The sequence below is a fragment of the Thalassobaculum sp. genome (assembly GCF_040219615.1).
Classification (GTDB): domain Bacteria; phylum Pseudomonadota; class Alphaproteobacteria; order Thalassobaculales; family Thalassobaculaceae; genus Thalassobaculum_A.
In genome coordinates this window covers 285,225-307,247 of the sequence record NZ_JAVJSE010000029.1, presented here as the reverse complement: position 1 = coordinate 307,247, position 22,023 = coordinate 285,225, and the positions used below count along the sequence as shown (strand labels likewise).

16 protein-coding genes are annotated in these 22,023 nt (G+C 69.4%); 12 read left to right on the top strand and 4 right to left on the bottom strand.

All coding sequences use genetic code 11. The features are described 5' to 3' along the window. The first annotated feature begins 60 nt into the window (after positions 1-60). Genes RIC31_RS16220 through RIC31_RS16205 form a run of 4 tightly spaced genes read left to right on the top strand, consistent with a single transcriptional unit; the run spans position 61 to position 3,909 of the window. Positions 61-1,035: an ABC transporter permease gene (locus RIC31_RS16220; protein ID WP_350109808.1), complete on the top strand. Its 975-nt coding sequence runs from the start codon at positions 61-63 to the stop codon at positions 1,033-1,035. Beyond that, positions 1,032-1,913 (top strand): ABC transporter permease, encoded by an 882-nt coding sequence (locus RIC31_RS16215; protein ID WP_350109805.1) that lies wholly within the window; start codon positions 1,032-1,034, stop codon positions 1,911-1,913. Before RIC31_RS16220 ends, RIC31_RS16215 begins: the two co-directional genes overlap by 4 nt. Further along, positions 1,910-2,887 carry an ABC transporter ATP-binding protein gene (locus RIC31_RS16210; RefSeq protein WP_350109802.1) on the top strand — a complete coding sequence of 326 codons (978 nt, stop codon included), beginning with the start codon at positions 1,910-1,912 and terminating at the stop codon, positions 2,885-2,887. Before RIC31_RS16215 ends, RIC31_RS16210 begins: the two co-directional genes overlap by 4 nt. Continuing rightward, a complete protein-coding gene (locus RIC31_RS16205; protein ID WP_350109799.1) occupies positions 2,884-3,909 on the top strand; it encodes an ABC transporter ATP-binding protein in 1,026 nt (341 codons plus the stop codon). Before RIC31_RS16210 ends, RIC31_RS16205 begins: the two co-directional genes overlap by 4 nt. Position 3,910: 1 nt before the next feature. On the opposite strand, the gene RIC31_RS16200 is transcribed toward RIC31_RS16205, so the two are convergent. The 3 genes from RIC31_RS16200 to RIC31_RS16190 form a co-directional block, all read right to left on the bottom strand. Further along, positions 3,911-4,303: a GFA family protein gene (locus RIC31_RS16200; protein WP_350109796.1), complete on the bottom strand. Its 393-nt coding sequence runs from the start codon at positions 4,301-4,303 to the stop codon at positions 3,911-3,913. Positions 4,304-4,389: 86 nt separating this feature from the next. Beyond that, on the bottom strand, positions 4,390-5,595 hold the full coding sequence (locus tag RIC31_RS16195; RefSeq protein ID WP_350109793.1) for an amidohydrolase family protein: 1,206 nt from the start codon (positions 5,593-5,595) through the stop codon (positions 4,390-4,392). 91 nt (positions 5,596-5,686) lie between these two features. Further along, a complete protein-coding gene (locus RIC31_RS16190; RefSeq protein ID WP_350109790.1) occupies positions 5,687-6,793 on the bottom strand; it encodes a mandelate racemase/muconate lactonizing enzyme family protein in 1,107 nt (368 codons plus the stop codon). Positions 6,794-6,908: 115 nt separating this feature from the next. On the opposite strand from RIC31_RS16190, the gene pdxR reads away from it, so the two are divergent. The 6 genes from pdxR to RIC31_RS16160 all read left to right on the top strand — a co-directional run bounded on the left by pdxR (position 6,909) and on the right by RIC31_RS16160 (position 14,249). Next, positions 6,909-8,390: a MocR-like pyridoxine biosynthesis transcription factor PdxR gene (pdxR, locus tag RIC31_RS16185; protein ID WP_350109787.1), complete on the top strand. Its 1,482-nt coding sequence runs from the start codon at positions 6,909-6,911 to the stop codon at positions 8,388-8,390. Between the two features lie 121 nt (positions 8,391-8,511). Further along, positions 8,512-9,588 carry an extracellular solute-binding protein gene (locus RIC31_RS16180; RefSeq protein ID WP_350109784.1) on the top strand — a complete coding sequence of 359 codons (1,077 nt, stop codon included), beginning with the start codon at positions 8,512-8,514 and terminating at the stop codon, positions 9,586-9,588. A 186-nt stretch (positions 9,589-9,774) separates the two neighbouring features. Continuing rightward, positions 9,775-10,893, top strand: coding sequence for an ABC transporter ATP-binding protein (locus RIC31_RS16175; protein WP_350109781.1), 1,119 nt, complete (start codon positions 9,775-9,777; stop codon positions 10,891-10,893). Then, positions 10,890-11,759 carry an ABC transporter permease gene (locus RIC31_RS16170; protein ID WP_350109778.1) on the top strand — a complete coding sequence of 290 codons (870 nt, stop codon included), beginning with the start codon at positions 10,890-10,892 and terminating at the stop codon, positions 11,757-11,759. Before RIC31_RS16175 ends, RIC31_RS16170 begins: the two co-directional genes overlap by 4 nt. An 8-nt stretch (positions 11,760-11,767) precedes the next feature. Further along, positions 11,768-12,628 (top strand): ABC transporter permease, encoded by an 861-nt coding sequence (locus tag RIC31_RS16165; RefSeq protein WP_350109775.1) that lies wholly within the window; start codon positions 11,768-11,770, stop codon positions 12,626-12,628. A gap of 7 nt (positions 12,629-12,635) precedes the next feature. Beyond that, positions 12,636-14,249 (top strand): GMC family oxidoreductase, encoded by a 1,614-nt coding sequence (locus RIC31_RS16160; RefSeq protein WP_350109772.1) that lies wholly within the window; start codon positions 12,636-12,638, stop codon positions 14,247-14,249. A gap of 3 nt (positions 14,250-14,252) precedes the next feature. Here the strand turns inward: RIC31_RS16160 and RIC31_RS16155 are convergent, their stop codons facing one another. Then, a complete protein-coding gene (locus tag RIC31_RS16155; protein ID WP_350109769.1) occupies positions 14,253-15,548 on the bottom strand; it encodes an NAD(P)/FAD-dependent oxidoreductase in 1,296 nt (431 codons plus the stop codon). Positions 15,549-16,001: 453 nt separating this feature from the next. Here RIC31_RS16155 and RIC31_RS16150 point away from each other — a divergent pair, with 453 nt between their 5' ends. Then, the gene (locus RIC31_RS16150; RefSeq protein WP_350109766.1) at positions 16,002-16,442 is read left to right on the top strand and encodes a response regulator; all 441 of its coding nucleotides are present in this window, start codon (positions 16,002-16,004) and stop codon (positions 16,440-16,442) included. A 54-nt stretch (positions 16,443-16,496) separates the two neighbouring features. Beyond that, entirely contained in the window at positions 16,497-22,019 is a 5,523-nt protein-coding gene (locus RIC31_RS16145; RefSeq protein WP_350109763.1) for a HAMP domain-containing protein, read from the top strand. Positions 22,020-22,023 lie beyond the last annotated feature (4 nt).

Sequence of the window (22,023 nt, the reverse complement as noted above, 5' to 3'; positions counted from 1 at the left end):
CGAACGGACGTCCGGCCCACCGCTTTCCAGCACCGCCCGAAACCGGAGACCGCCAGGACGATGGCCGGATACGTCATCCAGCGCTGCCTGCAGGCGGTGGTCGTCATGTTCGTCATGTCGGTGATCGTGTTCGTGGGCGTCTATGCTGTCGGCAATCCGATGGACGTGCTGATCCCGCTCGACGCGACCCAGGACGTGCGGGAGCTGATCATCGCCCGGTTCGGCCTCGACCGCCCGCTGTGGGAGCAGTACCTGGTGTTCGTGGGCAACGTCGCCCAGGGCGATTTCGGACGCTCCTTCGTCTACGCGATACCGGTGCTGGACCTGATCGCGAGCCGGCTGCCGGCGACCCTGGAGCTGACGCTCGCGGCCGTCTTCGGCGCCACCTTCATCGGCGTGCCGCTCGGCATCTGGGCGGGCTACCGGCCGGACGCCCTGTCGTCGAAGACGATCATGGGGCTGTCGATCCTCGGCTTCTCGGTGCCGACCTTCTGGGTCGGGCTGATCCTGATCCTGACCTTCGCGGTGTCGCTCGGCTGGCTGCCGGCCGGCGGGCGCGGCCCGACCGTGACGGTGCTCGGGGTCGAATGGAGCTTCCTGACCCCCGAGGGCCTGTCCCATCTGCTGCTGCCGGCGGTCAATCTGGCGCTGTTCAAGCTCGCCATGATGATCCGGCTGGCCCGGGCCGGCACCCGCGAGGTGCTGCTGACCGACACCATCAAGTTCGCGCGCGCCGCCGGGCTGACCGAGGGCACGATCGTGATGCGCCATGTCCTCAAGCTGATCGCGGTGCCGATCGTCACGGTGTTCGGCCTCGAGCTCGGCTCGACCCTGGCCTTCGCGGTGGTCACCGAGACGATCTTCTCCTGGCCCGGCCTCGGCAAGCTGATCATCGACTCGATCACCAGCCTCGACCGGCCGGTGATGGTCGCCTACCTGATCCTGGTGGCGCTGCTGTTCGTCACCATCAACCTGGTGATCGACCTGACCTATGCGGCGCTGGATCCGCGGATATCCCGGGGGGCCGCGTCATGATCGACGCGTCGACCCCGCTCGGCCGGTTCTGGAACGGCTTCCGCGAGAACCGGGTGGCGGTGGCGGCCCTGGCCGTGGTCGCGGCGATCGTGCTGGTAGCGGTCGCGGCACCGCTGATCGCGCCGCAGGACCCCTACGACCTCGGCGGCCTGTCGCTGCTCGACGCGCGCCGCCCGCCGGGCCATGTCGGCAGCGGCGGCTACGTCCACTGGCTCGGCACCGACGCCCAGGGCCGCGACCTGCTGTCGGCGATCCTCTACGGCCTCAGGATCTCCGTGCAGATCGGCCTGCTGGCGGGCGGCGTGGCGCTCGCGATCGGCGCCAGCCTGGGCGTCACCGCCGCCTATGCCGGCGGCATCGTCGAGACCTTGGTGATGCGGGTCGTCGACCTGCAGCTGTCGTTCCCGGCGATCCTGCTGGCGCTGGTGCTGGTCGCCCTGCTCGGCCAGGGCAAGGCGCAGCTGGTGACCGCCCTGGTGGCGGCGCAGTACGCCTATTTCGCCCGCACCGCCTACGGGGCGGCGACCGCCGAACGCCGCAAGGACTACATCGAGGCGGCGACCGCCACGCCGCTGTCGCGGGCCCGCGTGGTGTTCCGACACCTGCTGCCGAACTGCATGCCGCCGCTGATCGTGGTCGCCACCGTGCAGATCGCCAACTCGATCGCCCTGGAGGCGACGCTGTCCTTCCTCGGCCTCGGCCTGCCGGTGACGGAGCCGTCGCTCGGCATGCTGATCTCCAACGGCTTCGTCTACATGATGAGCGGGCGCTACTGGATCTCGGTCTACCCCGGCATCGCCCTGATCGTGCTGATCGTCGCCATCAACCTGGTCGGCGACCAGGTGCGCGACCAGCTGAACCCGAGGCTGCACCGATGAGCGCGCCGCTGCTCGAGGTCGAGGGGCTGCGCACCCATTTCTTCACCCGCGCCGGCGTGGTGAAGGCGGTCGACGGCGTGTCGTTCACGCTGGGCCGCGGCGAGATCCTCGGGCTGGTCGGGGAAAGCGGATCGGGCAAGTCGGTCACCGGCTTCTCGCTGCTCGGGCTGATCGACCCGCCGGGCCGGATCGTCGACGGCTCGGTGCGGCTGGAGGGCGAGGAACTGGTCGGCATGCCGGCCCGGGCCCTCCGGCGGCTGCGCGGCCGGCGGATCTCGATGGTGTTCCAGGACCCGATGATGACCCTCAACCCGGTGCTGTCGGTCGGGACCCAGATGTCGCTGGCGATCCGGGCGCATGACGCGGTGTCCGACAGGGCGGCGCGCGACCGGTCGGCCGCGGTGCTGGCCCGGGTCGGGATCCCGGACGCGCGTGCCCGACTGGACGCCTTCCCGCACGAGTTCTCCGGTGGCATGCGCCAGCGCGTCGCCATCGCCATCGCCATGGCGCACAGCCCGGCGGTGATCGTCGCCGACGAGCCGACCACGGCGCTCGACGTCTCGATCCAGGCGCAGATCCTGTTCGAGATGCGCGAGCTGGCGCGCGACAGCGGCACCGCGCTGATCTGGATCAGCCACGACCTCGCGACGGTATCCAGCCTCGCCGAGCGCATCCTGGTCATGTATGCCGGGCGGATCGTAGAGGAGGGGGCGACAGCGGCCGTACTTCGCGACCCGCGCCATCCCTACACCCGCGGCCTGCTGGACTCGCTGCCCGCGACCGCCGAGCCGGGCCGGCCGCTGCGCCAGATTCCCGGCGCGACGCCGTCGCTGCTCTCGTTGCCGCCCGGCTGCCCGTTCGCGCCGCGCTGCGCCCACGCGACCGGGGCCTGCGAAGCCGATCCGGCGCGCCGCGGCGAGCCCGGCACGGATCGGGCCTATCGCTGCCACCATCCGCTGGGACGCGCGGCATGACGGCGCCATTCCTCTCGCTCGACAGCATCACCCGGCGCTTCGAGCCGCGCCTGACCCTCGGCGACCGGATCGCCGCGCGGCTGGGCGCGCGCGTCGAGGATCGGCCGGTGCGGGCGGTCACCGAGGTCAGCCTGCAGATCGCCAGGGGCGAGACCCTGGGGCTGGTGGGCGAGTCCGGCTGCGGCAAGTCGACTCTCGGCCGGGTCGTCGCCGGCATCCTGGCGCCGAGCTCGGGCACCGTGCTGATCGACGGCAAGCCGGTCATCGAGCACGGGCGCAAGGTCACCACCCGGGTCCAGACGGTGTTCCAGGACCCGTATGCCTCGCTCGACCCGCGCATGCGGATCGGCGACATCGTGGCCGAGGGGCCGGTGGCGCACGGCCTGGTCTCGAAGGCCGGTGCGCCGGACTATGTGCGCGACTGGCTGTCGCGGGTCGGTCTCGACCCCGAGTTCGCCGGCCGCTACCCGCACCAGTTCTCCGGCGGCCAGCGGCAGCGCGTCGCCATCGCCCGCGCGCTCGCCATGCAGCCGGACCTGCTGGTCTGCGACGAGCCGGTGGCCTCGCTCGACGTCTCGATCCAGGCGCAGATCATCAACCTGTTCCTGGAACTGCGCCGCGACCTCGGCATCACCTGCCTGTTCATCAGTCACGACCTGGGCGTCGTGCGCCACGTCTCCGACCGGGTCGCGATCATGTATCTCGGCCGCATCGTCGAGGTGGGGACGGCGGACGCGATTTATCGCGATCCACGGCACCCCTACACCCGGGCCCTGCTGGGCAGCGTGCCGAAGCTGGTGCTGGAGAGCGACGAGCTGGTACGGTTCGAGACGATCTCGGGCGAGATCCCGTCGCCGCTCTCTCCCCCGCCCGGCTGCACCTTCCACCCGCGCTGCTCGATCGCGGTCGAGGCCTGCCGCGGCGCCGTGCCGGCGCTGCTCGACGACACCGAAGGCCACCGGGTGGCATGCCACGTCCGGGCGCTCGAACGGGCCGGGGCATCCCAGGACGGATGCGGCTGACCTATTCCTCGGAGCGGCCCGTGCCCTCCCGGTCGCGCTCGTAGCGTCGCGCCAGCGGGAACGGCGGCAGCCAGGACTCGCGGCGAACCGTCCACAGCTCGTAGGTCGGCGTCAGTTGGTCGGGGGCGTCGAGGGACCCCAGGTTGACCTCGATCTCGTCGGCGCTGCGGGAGAACACAGACGAGCCGCAGCGCGGGCAGAAGAACCGACCGGCATAGTCGCGGGGCTCGCCCTCGACGGTCACCGCATCCCGGGGGAAAATCGCGGAGGCGTGAAACAGCGCGCCGTGATGCTTGCGGCAGTCGAGACAGTGGCAGAGGCCGACCCGGTACGGGCGCCCCGTCGCCACAAATCGGACGTCGCCGCACAGGCAGCCGCCGGTAAATCGCTCCATGCCGCGTCTCCTCGGAAGCGAACCGGCGAAACCGTTACAACGATCCGCACCGTCGTGACAATTGCCGGCCCTCGGGTCGCGCCGTGCTACGCGGCCGCCGGCATCGTCGCGCGGCCGTCGCGGGCCGCCACGCGGCCGCGCTTCAGCACCAGCCGGCGGACCGGGTGGAAGGCGACCGCCTCGGCGGCGGTCTCGGCCTCGACCAGCACCAGGTCGGCGGCGGCGCCGACCGCCAGCCCGTAGCCGGCGGCGCCCATGACCTGCGCGCCGCCATAGGTCGCCATGCGGAGCGCGATCTCGATGTCCGGGTCGTGGCGGAAGCCGGACCGGTAGGCCAGCAGGAACGCCCGCTCCAGCATGTCGCCGGTGTTCAGCGGCCCCCAGGTGTCGCGCACCCCGTCCGAGCCCGAGAACAGCCGCACGCCGCGGTCGTGCAGCAGCCGGATCGGCGGGAACGGGGTCGGCCCGGACGGCGCGTGGGTCATGACTGCGATGTCGAGTTCCACGAGATCGTCGAGCAGCCCGTCGAGCCGCGGCCGGTCGAGCATCCCGAGGCAGAAGGCATGGCTGATCGCCACCTTGCCCTTCAGCCCGAGCGCCCGGGTCCGCTCGACGATCATGTCGATGGTCACCGCACCGAGATCGCCGCGGTCGTGCAGGTGGATGTCGACCCCGCAGCCGTGGCGGTCGGCGATCGCGAAGATCCCGTCGAGCTGGCCCTTCGGGTCGCGGTCGACCCCGACCGGGTCCAGGCCGCCGACCACCTCGGCGCCTTCGCGCACCGCCTGCTCCAGCAGATCCAGGGTGCCCGGCCGGATCATCACGCCGGTCTGCGGGAAGGCGACCACCTCGACGTCGATCCACTCGCGATGCGCCTCGCGCATCGCCTGGATGCCGTGGAAATGGCTCAGGCCGACGTCCGGGCCGATGTCGACATGGGTGCGCACATGGGTGGTGCCGCGCGCCACCATGTGCCGCAGCAGCCGGGCGCTCTGAACCTCCGCCGACAGGCCGAGGGTGTTCAGGACCCGCCGCTCGTTGTCGATCTTGTCGATCAGGGTCGGGCCGGCCTGGTGCGGGTGCCAGGGCGTGCCCCACAGGGTCTTGTCGATATGGGCATGGGCGTCGACCAGCCCTGGCAGCGCGAGGCATCCGGTCCCGTCGACCACCTCGGCGCCGTCGCGCGGCAGGTCGGCGCCGATCGCCGCGATCCGTCCCGCCGACACGGCGATGTCGGTCGGGGCAGGGCCAAAGCCCCAGGCACGGACGCCGGTCAGCAGCAGGTCGGTCATGTCGGGCTCCGGGGTGGCTGGACGGGATTATTGTGCGGCAGCGTCCTTGACGACCGCAACCGGTCCCGCAAGCCGGCTCCCGGGGAGGGCCTCAGCCGACCGGCGTGCTCGCCTGGTAGGTCGAGCGCGCGAGCCAGTCGGGGCTGACCTCGACGCCCCAGCCGGGCCGGTCGGTGACGGTCACATGGCCGTCGGTGACCGTGTAGGGAGAATCGACAAACAGGCCCTCCTGCCACGGGTAGTAGTCCGGGCCCTCGATCGAGAACTCGAGATACTTCCCGGCGTTGGGGATTGCCCGCAGCAGGTGCATGGTGAAGATCGTGACCATCGACAGGTTCGCGCTGTGCGGCGTGCAGGGGATGCCGGCCGCCGCGGCCAGGGCGGCGACCCGCAGGGTGCTGGTCAGCCCGCCGATGTAGCAGACGTCCGGCTGGACGATGTCGACCACGCGGCCGTCGATCATCCGGCGCCAGTCGACCGGCATGCAGTCCTGCTCGCCGCCGGTGACGTCGATGTCGAGCGCGTCGGCGACCTGCCTGGTCTGCTCGTACTCCCAGTACGGGCAGGGCTCCTCGAAATGCGAGACGCCGTTGTCCTGCAGCATCCGGCCGACCTCGATGGCGCGGCCCGGCGAGAACCCGGAGTTGGCGTCGACCAGCAGGGCGACGCCGTCGCCGAGTGCGCGCCGCATGGTCGGGACGATCTCCTCGGTCCGGCCCGGCCACTCGTCGATGTCGTGGCCGCACTCGGCGCCGATCCGGAACTTGAAGGCGTCGAAGCCGTGGTCGTCGCGCAGGCGCTTCAGGCGGGTCGCCTCGTCGGCCGGCGTGATGTCGCGCTTCATGGACGACGCATAGGCCCGCAGCCGGCCCGGCGTGCCGCCGATCAGCGCGCAGACCGGCTTGCCCTCGGCCTTGCCGCGCAGGTCCCACAGCGCGGTCTCCACGCCGCCGATCGCGCGCCGCAGGTAGGAGCCGGGGAACTTGTGCTCGCGCTCGGGGACGGTATCGACCAGGAAGTCCATGTCGGCGGCGTCGCGGCCGAGTGCGAAGGGGGCGACCTGGCGGTGCAGCACCTGTGCGGTGATGTCCGCGTTGTACGGTGCGGTCTGTCCCCAGCCTTCCCGCCCGTCGGCGGTCCGGACCCGGACGAAGCAGACATACCGGTCCGTGAAGGTCTCGATGCTGGCGATGTCCATGGCTGTTCCGGCGGTGTCGGAAGGGGGATCTTCGACTGCAACGATAGTCCGAATTGGACTTGATTTAAGGTCCATTGTCGTTCGTCCTGTAGGCCAATCCGATGGAGCGTTCGGAATGAAGACCAACGCGGGCGCCCTGCTGTCGTCGCTGCGGATCGACCGCGCGGCCGACCGCAAGATCAGCATCCAGCTCTACATGGGGCTGAAGGAGATCCTGCTGTCCGGCGGCGTGACGCCGGGCGACCGGTTGCCGGCCAGCCGGACCCTGGCGAAGGAGATCGGGGTCTCGCGGACCACTGTGATCGACGCCCTGGAGCGACTGACGGCCGACGGCCTGCTGGAGGCGCGGGTCGGCGACGGCACCTATGTCAGCCGGGCCCTGTCGGGACGTCGCCCGGTCCGACCTGTGTCGCTACCGGTCTCGGCCCCGCCGGCCTCGCCGCGGCTGTCGCACGCCGCCACCCACGCCCAGCGGCTGTTCGCGCCGCGCGCCTGGCTGCCGCACCGGTCGCAGGCCTTCATCACCGCGCTGCCGGCCCTCGACCTGTTCCCGATGGCGCACTGGGCGCGGCTGGCGGCGCGTCACTGGCGGTCCGGCCGCGAGCAGGTCATGGGCTACGGCCACCCGTCGGGCTACCAGGGCCTGCGCGAGGCGATCGCCACGCATCTGAACGCAGCCCGCGGCATCAAATGCGACCCCGAGCAGGTGTTCATCGTCGCCGGGGCCCAGCAGGCGTTCTTCCTGATCAGCACCCTGCTGCTCAATCCCGGCGACCCGGTGTGGTTCGAGAACCCCGGTGCGATCGGCGCGCGCAACGCCTTCGTCGCCAGCGGTGCCAGCATCGTGCCGGTCGAGGTCGACGACGAGGGGCTCAGCGTGGCCGACGGCCTGCGCAAGGCGCCGCATTTCCGGATCGCCTTCGCCACGCCGTCGCACCAGCAGCCGCTCGGCCACGTCATGAGCCTGACCCGCCGGCTCGCCCTGCTGCGCGCGGCGGAGGACGCCGACGCCCTGATCGTCGAGGACGACTACGACGGCGAGTTCTACTACGGCAGCCAGCCGCAGCCGCCGCTCAAGAGCATCGATACCCAGGAGCGCGTGGTCTATGTCGGGACCTTCTCCAAGACGCTTTTCCCGTCGCTGCGGCTCGGCTTCATCCTGGTGCCGCGCGGCCTGGTCCGGGCCTTCGCGGAGGTCAGCGCCTCCTGGCTCAGCGGCGTGCCGACGGTGACCCAGGCGGTGGTCGCCGACTTCATGAACGAGGGGCTGTTCTCGACCCATATCCGGCTGATGCGGCGGGCCTACAAGGCCCGGCACGACGCGCTGATCGAAGCGGCGGCCTCGCTGGCGCCGGCGATCGAGGTCCGGCCGACCTCCGGCGGCTTTCACACGGTCGGTTTCCTGGCCGACGACGCCGACGAGGATGCTATCGTCGCCGGGGCGCGGGCGTGCGGCGTCGTCGTCGCCGGGCTGTCGCGGTATTGCGCCGCGCCGATCGGGCGGAAAGGGCTGGTCCTGGGATTCGGCGGCGTGAACCCCGACGAGATCCGCCGGGGCGTGCTGGCCCTCGAGACATTGTCCGAGCTGATGGCGTGAATTGGTCTGATCGCAAAACTGTAATGGATATATTTTACAGTCCAATGATCACCTAAGGTTTCGAAGTCGAATTGCCGGTGCGTCGGCCCGGACGCCCGGTCAGAACCGGGAGGCACAAAAAATGAGAACGGGGACATTCTCGGCGGCACTGTTGGCCGCCACCATGCTGACCGCAGCCGCGACGGCGCAAGCCGAGACGCTGCGACTGCTGACCTGGGGCGGCTATGCGCCCGAGGAGATCATCCAGAAGTTCGAGGCCAAGTATCCCGACATCAAGGTCGAGGTGACGCTGTCGAACAACGAGGAGATGATCGCCAAGCTGCGGGCCACCGGCGGTGCCGGTTTCGACCTCGCGCAGCCGAGCCATGACCGCATCTACGCGGCGCAGCTCGAGTACAACATCTACAAGCCGCTGGACCTTTCGAAAATCGACACCTCGGTGTTCGAGCCGAAGCTGCTGGACGGCGTGAAGGCCAACACCACGATCGACGGCAAGGTCTACTCGGTGCCGCACCAGTGGGGCACCTCCGGCCTGATGGCCGACAAGTCCAAGGCGCCGGAGATCGCTGGCTGGGGCGACCTCTGCGATCCCAAGTACAAGGGCAAGACGTCGATGCGCCTGAAGCGCACGATCCTGCTCGGGACCGCCTTCTCGATGGGCGAGAATCCGTTCGCGGCCTACGCCGACCTCAAGAAGTACCAGGGCATCCTGGACAAGGTCGTCGACAAGCTGATCGCCTGCAAGGACAACGTGAAGGCCTACTGGAAGGGCGGCGACGACCTGTCGGCGCTGATGCTGTCGGGCGAGGTGGTCGCCTCCGAGACGTGGGATTCCACCGCCTACAAGCTCTACAAGCAGAACCCGAACATCGTGTTCGTGCCGCCGAAGACCGGCGCGCTCGCCTGGATCGACACCTTCACCATGCCCCGCAAGGGCGAGGCCGACGAAGCCGCCTACAAGTGGATCAACTTCGTCATGCTGCCTGAGAACGTGAAGATCATGTCGAACAGCACCGGCGGCACCGCCGCGGTGAAGGGCGGCAAGGACCTGCTGCCGGACGACAAGAAGGCGGCCGTGAACGCGGCCTTCTCCGACGCCGACATCGCCAACCTGCAGTTCTTCGCGAACATCCCCCCGGGGGTCGAGGACATGGAAGGCAAGGCGCTCGAGAAGATCAAGGCCGCGACCGGCGGCTGATCGAAGGGTGAGCCCGCTGCTCCGGTCTGACGCCGGGGCGGCGGGTGGGTCCCGGGTCGCCCGTCGACCGGATCGAGGGTTGCCCGGGATGACGGCAAGAAGAGCTATATCGTCGCCATCCCGGCCGCAGCGGCAAGGCCGCGGTGAGCCGGGACCTACGAAGCGACGGGCGGGAACCGCGACAGCATGACCATGACTTCCGACTACGACCTCGAGTGCCGCAACGTCTCCAAGCGCTTCGGCCCGGTGCGCGCGGTCGACGACGTGTCGTTCGAGATCCCGAGCGGCTCGTTCTTCTCGATCCTCGGCCCGTCCGGCTGCGGCAAGACCACGCTGATGCGGATGATCGCCGGCTTCGAGGACCCGTCGTCGGGCGACATCCGGATCAAGGGCAGGTCGGTGGTCGACATGCCCCCGAACAGGCGCAACGTGAAGATGGTGTTCCAGCACCTGGCGCTGTTCCCGATGATGAACGTCTACGAGAACATCGCCTACGGCCTGCGCTGCAACGGCGTCGGCAAGGCCGAGATCCGGCGCAAGGTGACCGACGTGCTGGAGCGGATCGCGCTGCCGGACGTCGGCGAGCGCGAGATCCACCAGCTCTCCGGCGGCCAGAAGCAGCGTATCGCGATCGCCCGCTGCATGGTGCTGGATCCCGACGTCCTGCTGCTCGACGAACCGCTCGGCGCGCTCGACCTGAAGCTGCGCGAGGCCATGAAGATCGAGCTGAAGTTGCTGCAGCACCAGTTCAACACCACCTTCGTCTACATCACCCACGACCAGTCGGAAGCGCTGGTCATGTCCGACCATGTGGCGGTCATGAACCAGGGGCGCTTCGAGCAGATCGGCACCCCGCAGCAGCTCTACCACCGGCCGGCCAGCGCCTTCGTCGCCGGCTTCGTCGGCGACGCCAACCGCTGGACCGGCCGGGTGGTCGGCGTCGACGCCGGCTATGTCCGGGTCGAGACCGAGGCCGGGCTGACCGCGACCGGCTCTGCCGGGGCCGGCCAGAGCCTGCGGACCGGCGACCCGGTCGAGGTGTTCGTGCGGCCGGAGTTCGTGCGGGCCGAGCGCGCCGGCGGCGCCGAGGACAGCGGCGGGAACACCCTGTCCGGGGTGGTCGACAGCCTGCTGTTCAACGGCGCAAACAGCCGCGTGCTGGTGCGCTCCGACCGGGCCGATCTGATCGAGGCCGACGTGACCCTGACCGGCGGCGTCGACGACCTCCGGCCGGGCGAGGCAGTCCGGCTGACATGGTCGCCGGACCAGGCCACCTGCTTCGCCGCCGGGGCCGGCGGGCGATGACCCAGAAGGACATCCGGCGGCTGTCGCTGATCCTGCTGTTCGCGCCGTTCGCGCTGTGGATCCTGCTGCTGATCGTGCTGCCGCATATCGGCATGGGGGTGATGGCGCTGCGCGAGAAGGTGGCGCCGCGGGTGTACGAGTTCGGCTTCGGCAACTTCGTCGACTTCGCGCAGGAGCCGATCTACTGGAACACCCTGCTGCGGACCGGCAGCATGTCGCTGCTGGTGACCGCGCTGGCCTTGGTGATCGGCTTTCCGATCGCCTACTACATCGCCAAGATCGCCGGCCGCCGGTCGCGCGGCGCGCTGTTCCTGGTGTGCCTGATCCCGCTGTGGGTCAGCGACCTGATCCGCGCCTTCGGCTGGATCCTGCTGCTGCGCGAGACCGGGGTGATCTCCAGCGCCCTGCAGGCGGTCGGGCTGGTCGATGGCCCGGTCGAGATGCTCTACAACGACGTCACGGTGGTGGTCGGCCTCGTCTACACCGTCATCCTGTTCATGATCGTGCCGCTGGTCTCGACCCTCGACGGCATGGACAACGCCATGATCGAGGCCGGCTACAACCTCGGCGGCAGCGGGTTCACGGTCCTGCGGCGGATCATCATCCCCTATGCCATGCCGGGCATCGTCGCCGGCTGCATCATCGTGTTCATGCTGACCGCCGGCAGCTACCTGACGCCGATCCTGCTGGGCGGCAAGTACTCCAGCTGGTTCACCGAGACGATCTACGAGCAGTTCATCACCCGCTACAACTGGGAAGCCGGCGCGACCTTCGGGTTCCTGCTGCTGTTCTTCACCTCGGCGGCGGTGTGGATCGGGCTGAAGCTGTCCGGCCAGACCCTGGCCGGCACCGTGGCCAAGAGCTGAGAGCGACGATGCTCAGCAGCAACAAGGACTGGGGCTTCCTGCTCGGCTACCGGCTGTACGTGCTGGCGTTCTTCGTGTTCCTGGCGGCGCCGCTGGTCGCGGCCGGCACCTTCGCCTTCAACGACTCCGAGTTCCCGGCGCTGCCCTGGCAGGGCTTCACCCTGGACTGGTTCTTCAACGACAGCGAGCCGAAGCTCGGCGTGTTCCACGACCGTCGGCTGCTGCGCGGGGTCTACTACTCGTTCGTGATTGCGGCCATGGTCTCGACCCTGTCGGTGGCGGTCGGCACCTGCAACGCCTTCCTGTTCGTGCGCCACGACTTCCCGGCCAAGAACGCCCTGTACATCCTGATGGTGCTGCCGCTGGTGATCCCGGGCGTCATCCTCGGCATCTCGATCCTGGTGCTGGCCAGCTCGGTCGCCAACACCCTGGACGACGGCTACGGGATCGACATCGGCTTCCTGCGGCCCGGCATCTTCCTGGTGGTGATGGGCCAGTTCTCGTTCATCACCACCATCACCTCGCTGGTGATCACGGCCCGGCTGAAGAAGTTCGACACGGCGATGGAGGAGGCGGCCCTCAACCTCGGCGCCGGGCGGGCCCGGGTCCTCGGCACGATCACCCTGCCGTTCCTGCGGCCGGCGATGATCGCCGCCTGGATCGTCGCCTTCCTGGTGTCGTTCGAGAACTTCAACACCACGCTGTTCCTGGTCGGCTCGGAGTCGCCGCTGACCATCACGATGTTCGACCGCATGGCCAAGGCCGGCTCGACGCCGGTCCTGAACGCCATGTCGTTCCTGCTGATCCTCGGCTCCGGCGGCCTGGCGCTGCTGTCGGTCCTGGTGCAGCGCGACCGCACGCCCGATTGAGGTCCGTATGGAGAGCTACGACTACATCGTCGTCGGCGGTGGGTCGGCGGGCTGCGTCGTCGCGGCGCGGCTGAGCGCCAGCGGCCGCCACCGGGTGCTGCTGCTGGAGGCCGGGCCGGACGACCGGCGGTTCTGGATCCAGGTGCCGGTCGGCTACGGCAAGTCGTTCTACGACCGCCGCGTGAACTGGATGTACATGACCGAGCCGGTGGCGGAGTTCGGCGGGCGCCGCAGCTACTGGCCGCGCGGCAAGGTGCTGGGCGGCTCCAGCTCGATCAACGCCATGGTCTACATCCGCGGACAGGCCGAGGACTACGAGGACTGGCGGTCGGCCGGCAATCCGGGCTGGGGCTGGGACGACATCCTGCCGCTGTACCGGCGCATGGAATCCCATGCCTGGGGCGAGAGCGTCTGGCACGGCGGCGACGGCCCGCTGCATGTCAGGGCGCCGTCGACCGAGCTGCACCCGGTCTGCCAGGACTTCCTGGCGGCCTGCGAGGAGCTGGGCCTGCCGCGCAACCAGGACTTCAACGGGGCTAGCCAGGACGGCGCCGGGACCTATCACATCACGGTGCGCGACGGCATGCGCATGTCGGCGGCGCGCGCCTATCTGTGGCCGGCGCGCCGCCGTCCGAACCTGCGGATCGTCACCGGCGCGGAGACCACCCGGATCCTGTTCGAGGGCCGCCGCGCGGTCGGCGTCGAGTACCGGCAGGGCGGGCGCGACCGCACCGCGCGGGCCGCCGCCGAGGTGATCCTGTCGGCCGGCTCGGTGAACTCGCCGAAGCTGCTTCTGCTGTCCGGCGTCGGGCCGGCGGCCGACCTCAGGTCCCTCGGCATCGACCCGGTGGCCGACCTGCCGGGGGTCGGCGGCAACCTCCAGGACCACCTGGACGTCGGCATGATCTACCGCTCGACCGTGCCGACCCTGAACGACCAGCTGCATCCCTGGTGGGGCAAGCTGTGGGCCGGGTTCAAATACCTCGCCGCCCGCCGCGGGCCGCTGGCGCTCAGCCTCAACCAGGCCGGCGGTTTCGTGCGCAGCCGCCCCGGGCTGTCCAGGCCGAACATCCAGGTCTATTTCTGCCCGCTCAGCTATCTGAAGGCGCCGCCGGGGACCCGGCCGCTGATGAATCCGGATCCCTATTCGGCCTTCAACCTCAGCGTCTCGCCGTGCCGGCCGACCAGCCGCGGCCATCTGCGGCTCCGGTCGGCGGATCCCGGCGACGCGCCGGAGATCCGGCCGGGCTACCTCGCAACCGACCACGACATCCGGGACACCGTCGAGGGGCTCCGCTTCCTGCGTCGGCTGGCGGACACGCCGACCATGCGAAGGCTGATCGCGGCCGAGATCGACCCGGTTCCGGCCGGCGACGACGACGACAGCCTGCTGGCGTTCGCCAGGGCCAACGCCGTCACCGTGTACCATCCAGTCGGAACCTGCCGGATGGGGCCCGACGCCGCGACCTGCGTGGTCGACCCGGCATTGCGGGTGCACGGGATCGAGGGGCTGCGGGTGGCCGACGCCTCGATCTTCCCGACCCTGACCTCGGGCAACACCAACGCCCCGTCGATCGTCACCGGCGAGAAGGCCAGCGACCTGATCCTGGGGCGTGGCTGACCGTCAGAAGCCGAGCGCGTCGCGCCACCTATAGGCCGCGACGGTGGCACCGAGGAACCACGGCCGCCCGGTATAGAGCGGCCGGGTCGGGAACGCGATCCGGTCGAGTGCGGTCTGTCCCTCCGGCTTTCCCAGGACCCGCTGGCCGGCCCGGGTGCCGAGATAGCCGGCCATCGACACGCCCGACCCGCAGTAGCCCATGGCGTAGTGCAGGCCGTCGCGGCTGCCGCTGTGGGCCAGGGTGTCGAAGGTATAGGCGACGAAGCCCATCCATGAGTGGCTGATCCGGACCTCGGCGAGCTCCGGGAACAGCTTGACCAGGTCGTGGCGCAGCAGGGCGCCGCTGTGGCGCGGGTCGGTCTCGCCGCTGGTGACCCGGCCGCCGAACAGGATCCGGGTCCGGTCCGGCGACGGCCGGTAGTAGTAGACCACCTTGCGGCTGTCGCTGACGATCCGGTCGGTCGGCATCACGCTGTCCATGACCGGCTTCGCCAGCGGCTCGGTGGCGATGATGTAGCTGCCGATCGGGATCACCCGGCGCCGCAGCCAGGGCGTCGGGGTGCCGGTGTAGCCGTTGGTGGCGACCACCACGTCGCGGGTCAGGACCGGCCCGCGCGCGGTCTGCAGGCGGTGTCCGGCGCCGTCGCGCTCGATCGCCGTCACCGCGCAGTGCGGGACCACCGTGGCGCCGGCCGCCAGCACCCGGTCCAGCAGGCCCTGGTGGAAGCGGCCGGGGTCGAGGCTGGCGTGTTTCTCGTAGACCACGCCGCCGTGATAGGCGTCGGTGCCGAGTTCGCGGCGCTGCTCGGCCCGCGGCACCACATGGGCCGGGACCTCCAGGCCCTTGGGCTGGTTTCCGACCGATCGCGCGAGCCGCTCGTAGGTGCGGGCGCTGTGGGCGGCGTGGAAGCGGCCGGGGACCCGGAAGTCGCAGTCGATCCCCTCGGCGCCGACGAACGCCTCGATCCAGGCGAGGGCGTTGTGGCCTTCCTTCAGGATCGCGAAGGCGGCGTCGGGGCCGTGCCGGCGGGCCAGGCTGTCGTAGTCCGGCTTGATCGAGGTGCTGATCTGGCCGCCGTTGCGCGAGCTGCAGCCCCAGCCGGCGTCGCGGGCGTCGAGGACAAGGGTCGAGCGCCCGCCGCGCGCGACCTCGAGGGCCGCGCACAGCCCGGTGTAGCCGGACCCGACGACGGCGACGTCGACCGCCTTCGGCAGCGGCGGCGCGCCGAGATCGGGCCGCGGGCTGCGGTCCCACCAGTACGGGTCGGTCGTGAAGTCCGAGGTGAGGATGTCCGCCATGGTCGGCCGCCGGTCCCTGCGTGGGTTTTCCACCTGCCGGAGAGTGTCGCCAACCGGCGCGGGCGGCGTAAGGGCCATTCCCGCAGGCCGGTCCAGACCACCGTGCGCTGTGGCATTTCGAGGGCATCGCCGGGCGCCGCGCATTTTTTTCGTGACCGCACGCAACCGGAGGTCGTCGTCGGCGTTTGGAAATCGGGCGGAGCCTTCCGGGGAGGGGGCGGGATGCGAGACGGGGTAGCATTTTCATTTCCAGAGGCCAGGCGTGGCGCGGCCGGCCCGACCATTGCCCGGTGCGGGCCGGAGCGCGGTACGGGCGGTCCGTCGGCCGACGATCCGTCCGCGCGCTCGGGCAGTCCGATCCGCCGATCGTCCCGCGATCCCCGTTCCGGCACGGTCCTGCCGCAACCGGCACCCCACCGCCGTCCAGCCTCGAAGCCTTCGGGAGACATTCCCATGCCCGACCATTCCCGCCGAAAACCGCTGCCGGTCGAGGCCGGTGCCGTGCTGATCGTCGACGACGAGATGCTGATCGCCGCCTATCTCGAGGACACCCTGGAGACGCTTGGATTCCGGTGCTGCGGGATCGCCGGGTCGGCCGAGGAGGCGGTCGCGCTGGCACAGGAGCATCGGCCGGCGATCGCGCTGGTCGATATCGGCCTGCGCGGCACGACCGACGGGATCGAACTCGGCCGACACCTGAGCGAGGCCCTCGGCGTCGCGGTGGTCTTCCTGTCGGGGGCGGCCGACACCAGGACGCGGCATCGGGCCGAAGCCGTCGCGCATCACGGCTTTCTCGCCAAGCCCTGCAGCGAGGACGAGATCGCCGCGGTGCTGACCCGCTTCGCCGGTTCGCCACGGACCGCAACCGACCGACATGACGACACCGGGTTCTGACAGAAGCCGCCCAGCCGCCGACAGGGCGGACGACATTTCTTCCGGAGATCAGCCATGGATGCCATCGCCACCCACGAGCCCCTCAAGGACCGGCAGCTGCTGAAGGCCCTGAGATCCTTCCGGAAGGGGGATTTCTCCGCCCGCCTGCCGTCCGACCTGACCGGCATCGACGGCGACATCGCCGAGACCTTCAACGATGTCGTCGAGCTGAACCAGCAGCTGGTCAAGGAGCTCAGCCGGCTCAGCACCGCGGTCGGCAAGGAGGGCAAGATCAGCCAGCGTGCCAAGCTGTCGGACGCCAAGGGTGGCTGGCAGACCTGCATCGACGCGGTCAACAGCCTGATCGGCGACATGGCGCACCCGACCGCCGAGGTGGCGCGGGTCATCGGCGCGGTCGCCAAGGGCGACCTGTCCCAGACCATGGTGCTGGAGATCGACGGCCGCCCGCTGCGCGGCGAGTTCCTGCGGATCGGCCGGGTGGTGAACACCATGGTCGGACAGCTCAGCTCGTTCGCCTCGGAGGTCACGCGGGTGGCCCGCGAGGTCGGCACCGAGGGCAAGCTGGGCGGCCAGGCCGACGTGAAGGGGGTGGCCGGGACCTGGAAGGACCTGACCGACAACGTGAACCTGATGGCGACCAACCTGACCAGCCAGGTCCGGAACATCGCCGAGGTGACGACGGCGGTCGCGAACGGTGATCTCTCGAAGAAGATCACGGTGGACGTGAAGGGCGAGATCCTGGAGCTGAAGGACACCATCAACACCATGGTGGACCAGCTGTCGTCCTTCGCCTCCGAGGTCACCCGCGTGGCCCGCGAGGTCGGCACCGAGGGCAAGCTCGGCGGCCAGGCACAGGTCAAGGGCGTGGCCGGGACCTGGAAGGACCTGACCGACAACGTGAACATGATGGCGACCAACCTGACCAGCCAGGTCCGGAACATCGCCGAGGTGACGACGGCGGTCGCGAACGGGGATCTCTCGAAGAAAATCACGGTGGATGTGAAGGGCGAGATCCTCGAGCTGAAGGACACCATCAACAGCATGGTGGACCATCTCGGCTCCTTCGCCTCGGAAGGGTCGCGCGTCGCCCGCGAGGTCGGCACCGAAGGAAAGCTCGGCGGCCAGGCCCAGGTCGGCGGGGTGGCCGGGACCTGGAAGGACCTGACCGACAACGTGAACGCCATGGCGACCAACCTGACCGGGCAGGTCCGGAACATCGCGGAGGTGACGACGGCGGTCGCGAACGGCGATCTCTCGAAGAAGATCACGGTGGACGTGAAGGGCGAGATCCTGGAGCTGAAGGACACCATCAACACCATGGTGGACCAGCTCAGCTCCTTCGCCTCCGAGGTGTCGCGGGTGGCGCGCGAGGTGGGTACCGAGGGCAAGCTCGGCGGCCAGGCCCAGGTGGTCGGCGGGGTGGCCGGGACCTGGAAGGACCTGACCGACAACGTGAACGCCATGGCGACCAACCTGACCGGGCAGGTCCGGAACATCGCCGAGGTCACGACGGCGGTCGCGAACGGCGATCTCTCGAAGAAGATCACGGTGGATGTGAAGGGCGAGATCCTGGAGCTGAAGGACACCATCAACACCATGGTGGACCAGCTCAGCTCCTTCGCCTCGGAAGTGTCGCGGGTGGCGCGCGAGGTGGGTACCGAGGGCAAGCTGGGCGGCCAGGCCGACGTGAAGGGCGTGGCCGGGACCTGGAAGGACCTGACCGACAACGTGAACGCCATGGCGACCAACCTGACCGGGCAGGTCCGCAACATCGCCGAGGTGACGACGGCGGTGGCCCGCGGCGACCTGTCGAAGAAGATCACGGTGGACGTGAAGGGCGAGATCCTGGAGCTGAAGGACACCATCAACACCATGGTGGACCAGCTAAGTTCCTTCGCCTCGGAGGTGTCGCGGGTGGCCCGGGAAGTGGGCACCGAGGGCGAGCTCGGCGGCCAGGCCCAGGTGGTCGGCGTGGCCGGGACCTGGAAGGACCTGACCGACAACGTGAACGCCATGGCGACCAACCTGACCAGCCAGGTCCGGAACATCGCCGAGGTCACGACGGCGGTCGCGAATGGCGACTTGTCGAAGAAGATCACCGTCGACGTGAAGGGCGAGATCCTGGAGCTGAAGGACACCATCAACACCATGGTGGACCAGCTCGGATCTTTCGCCTCGGAAGTGTCGCGGGTGGCCCGCGAGGTGGGCACCGACGGCAAGCTGGGCGGTCAGGCCCAGGTGGTCGGGGTGGCCGGGACCTGGAAGGACCTGACCGACAACGTGAACGCCATGGCGACCAACCTGACCAGCCAGGTGCGCGGCATCGCCGACGTGGTGACCGCGGTCGCCAAGGGCGACCTGACCCGGAAGCTGACGGTGGACGCCAAGGGCGAGATCGCGGCGCTCGCCGAGACCATCAACGGCATGATCGTGACGCTGGCGACCTTCGGCGACCAGGTCACCAACGTGGCCCGCGAGGTCGGAATCGAAGGCAAGCTCGGGGGCCAGGCGCGGGTGCCGGGTGCGGCCGGCCTGTGGCGCGACCTGACCGACAACGTGAACCAGCTGGCCGCCAACCTGACCACCCAGGTCCGTGCCATCGCCGAGGTGGCGACCGCGGTGACCAAGGGCGACCTGACGCGGTCCATCACCGTCGAGGCCTCGGGCGAGGTCGCGGCGCTGAAGGACAACATCAACGAGATGATCCGCAATCTCGAGGACACCACCCTCAAGAACACCGAGCAGGACTGGCTGAAGACCAACCTGGCGCGCTTCACCCGCCGGCTGCAGGGCGAGCGTGACCTGGTCACGGTGTCCAACCTGGTGCTGTCCGAGCTGGCGCCGCTGGTCGGCGCCCAGCAGGGCGTCTTCTACATGGGCCGAACCGAGGAGGACGACGACGAGGAGGAGACGATCCTCGAGCTGCTGGCCAGCTACGCCTACAAGGAGCGCAAGTCGCTGTCGAACCGCTACCGGCTGCGCGAGGGCCTGGTCGGTCAGTGCGCCTTCGAGAAGCAGCGCATCCTGCTGACCGAGGTGCCGAGCTCCTACATCCAGATCAATTCCGGCCTCGGCGAGGCGCCGCCGCTCAACATCGTGGTGCTGCCGGTGCTGTTCGAGGGCGAGGTCCAGGCGGTCCTGGAGCTGGCCTCGTTCAACCGGTTCAACGAGGCGCATCTGTCGTTCCTCGACCAGCTGATGGAGAGCATCGGCATCGTCCTCAACACCATCGCGACCAACATGCGCACCGAGGACCTGCTGAAGCAGTCGCAGCGCCTGACCAGCGAGCTGCAGAGCCAGCAGGAGGAGCTGCGCAACACCAACGACCGGCTGGAGCAGCAGGCCGCGACCCTGCGGCAGTCCGAGGACCTGCTGAAGGCGCAGCGCGAGGAGCTTCGCCGCAAGAACGACGAGCTGCAGGAGAAGGCGCAGCTGCTGGCGGTCGAGAAGCGCCAGGTCGAGGCGACCAACATGGAGGTCGAGCGCGCCAAGCAGGCGGTCGAGGAGAAGGCCGAGCAGCTCGCCCTGACCTCGCGCTACAAGTCGGAGTTCCTGGCCAATATGAGCCACGAGCTGCGCACGCCGCTGAACAGCATGCTGGTGCTGTCGAAGCTGCTGGCCGAGAACAACGACACCAACCTGTCCGACAAGCAGATCGAGTTCGCCCGCACCATCCACTCGTCGGGCAACGACCTGCTGTCACTGATCAACGAGATCCTGGACCTGTCCAAGATCGAGTCCGGCGCCATGCGGGTGGAGATCGACGAGCTGCGGTTCGACGCCATCGAGGCGCATCTGCGCCGCACTTTCGACCCGGTCGCGACCGAGAAGAAGCTCGATTTCACGATCGAGCTGGACGAGTCGCTGCCCGAACATATCGTCACGGACGCCATGCGCCTGCAGCAGGTGCTGTTCAACCTCCTGTCGAACGCCTTCAAGTTCACCGAGAAGGGCGGGGTCACGCTGCGCGCGGAACGGGCGACCGAGGGCTGGAGCCCCGACCATCCGGTGCTCGGGATCGCCGGCACGGTGGTGGCCTTCGCGATCTCGGATACCGGGATCGGGATCACCGAGGCGAACCAGCGGATCATCTTCGAGGCCTTCCAGCAGGGCGACGGCTCGACCAGCCGGAAATACGGCGGCACCGGGCTCGGGCTGTCGATCTGCCGCGAGATCGCCCGCCTGCTGGGTGCCGAGATCATCGTGCGGAGTGTCCCCGGCAAGGGCAGCACTTTCACCCTGTTCATGCCGGCCGACCTGACTCCCGACGAGGCGCAGGAGGCCCCCGAGCAGTCCGGGACCGCCGACGCCGATGCGGCGGATCTGTCCGAGGTACCGCTGCCCCGCGCGATCACCGACGACCGGCGTCAACTGGACGGGTCCGTCCCGGCCGTCCTGATCGTCGAGGACGACATGTCCTTCGCGAACGTGCTGCTCGACGTGGTCCGCGAGACCGGCATGAAGGGTGTCGTCGCGGGACGGGGGCGCGAGGTGCTGGCAATTGCCCGGGAGGCCGCCATCGACGCCATCTCCCTCGACATCGGGCTGCCCGACACCGACGGCTGGGCATTGCTCGACCGGCTCAAGCACGACCCGGCGACCCGTCACATTCCGGTGCACATCATCTCGGTTCAGGAGCAGCGGCCCTATGGGCTGCGGATGGGGGCCTTCGGCTTCACCGGCAAACCGGCCGAGCGCGAGGAACTGCTGGCCTCCTTCGCTCGCCTGAAGGAGTTCTGCGAACGTCGCGAGCGCCGGCTGCTGCTGGTCGACGGCGACGGCGGCAACGAGTTCGCCGAGCAACTCGGCTCCTCCCGCAAGGTGGTGGTCCGTAGCGTCGCGGCGAACAAGGCGGTCCGCGAGCTGGAGGCCGGCGGCTACGACTGCGTCGCGGTCGACCTGGCGGTCGACCCGGTCGGCGTTCTGGACTTCCTGATCGCCCTGAAGGACGGGCAGGTGCCGGACACGCTGCCGATCGTCATCGACGCCCGGACGGAGCCAGAGCAGGCGACGGCCGACGCTCTCCGTCAGCCGATGCCGTGGGTGAACCGCTGGACCACCGACAGCACCGAGGCGCTGGTCGACACCGTGGCGTTCTGCCTGCACCAGGAGATTGCCGGGCTGTCGGCGCCGGCGCAGGCGGCGATCGACGCGATCGCCAAGGCGAGCCCGGTGCTGGCCGGCTCCAAGGTCGCGATCATCGACGACGACATCCGCAACATCTTCTCGATCACCAGCCTGCTCGAGCGCCACCGGATCGACGTCATCCACGCGGAGGACGGCCGAAGCGGTATCGAGATGGTTCGGAATACGCCGGACATCGACATCGTCCTGGTCGACATCATGATGCCGGAGATGGACGGCTACGAGACCATCCAGCGCATCCGCCGCCTGGACGGCCGGTTCGCCCGGCTGCCGCTGATCGCGGTCACCGCGAAGGCGATGCCGGAGGACCGGATGAAGTCGATCAGCGCCGGCGCCTCCGAGTATGTCTCCAAGCCGGTCGACCCGGACCAGCTGATCTCGACGGTCCGCACCTGGCTGCACCGGACGCGGGCCGGGGACGGCAGCTCTTGATCCC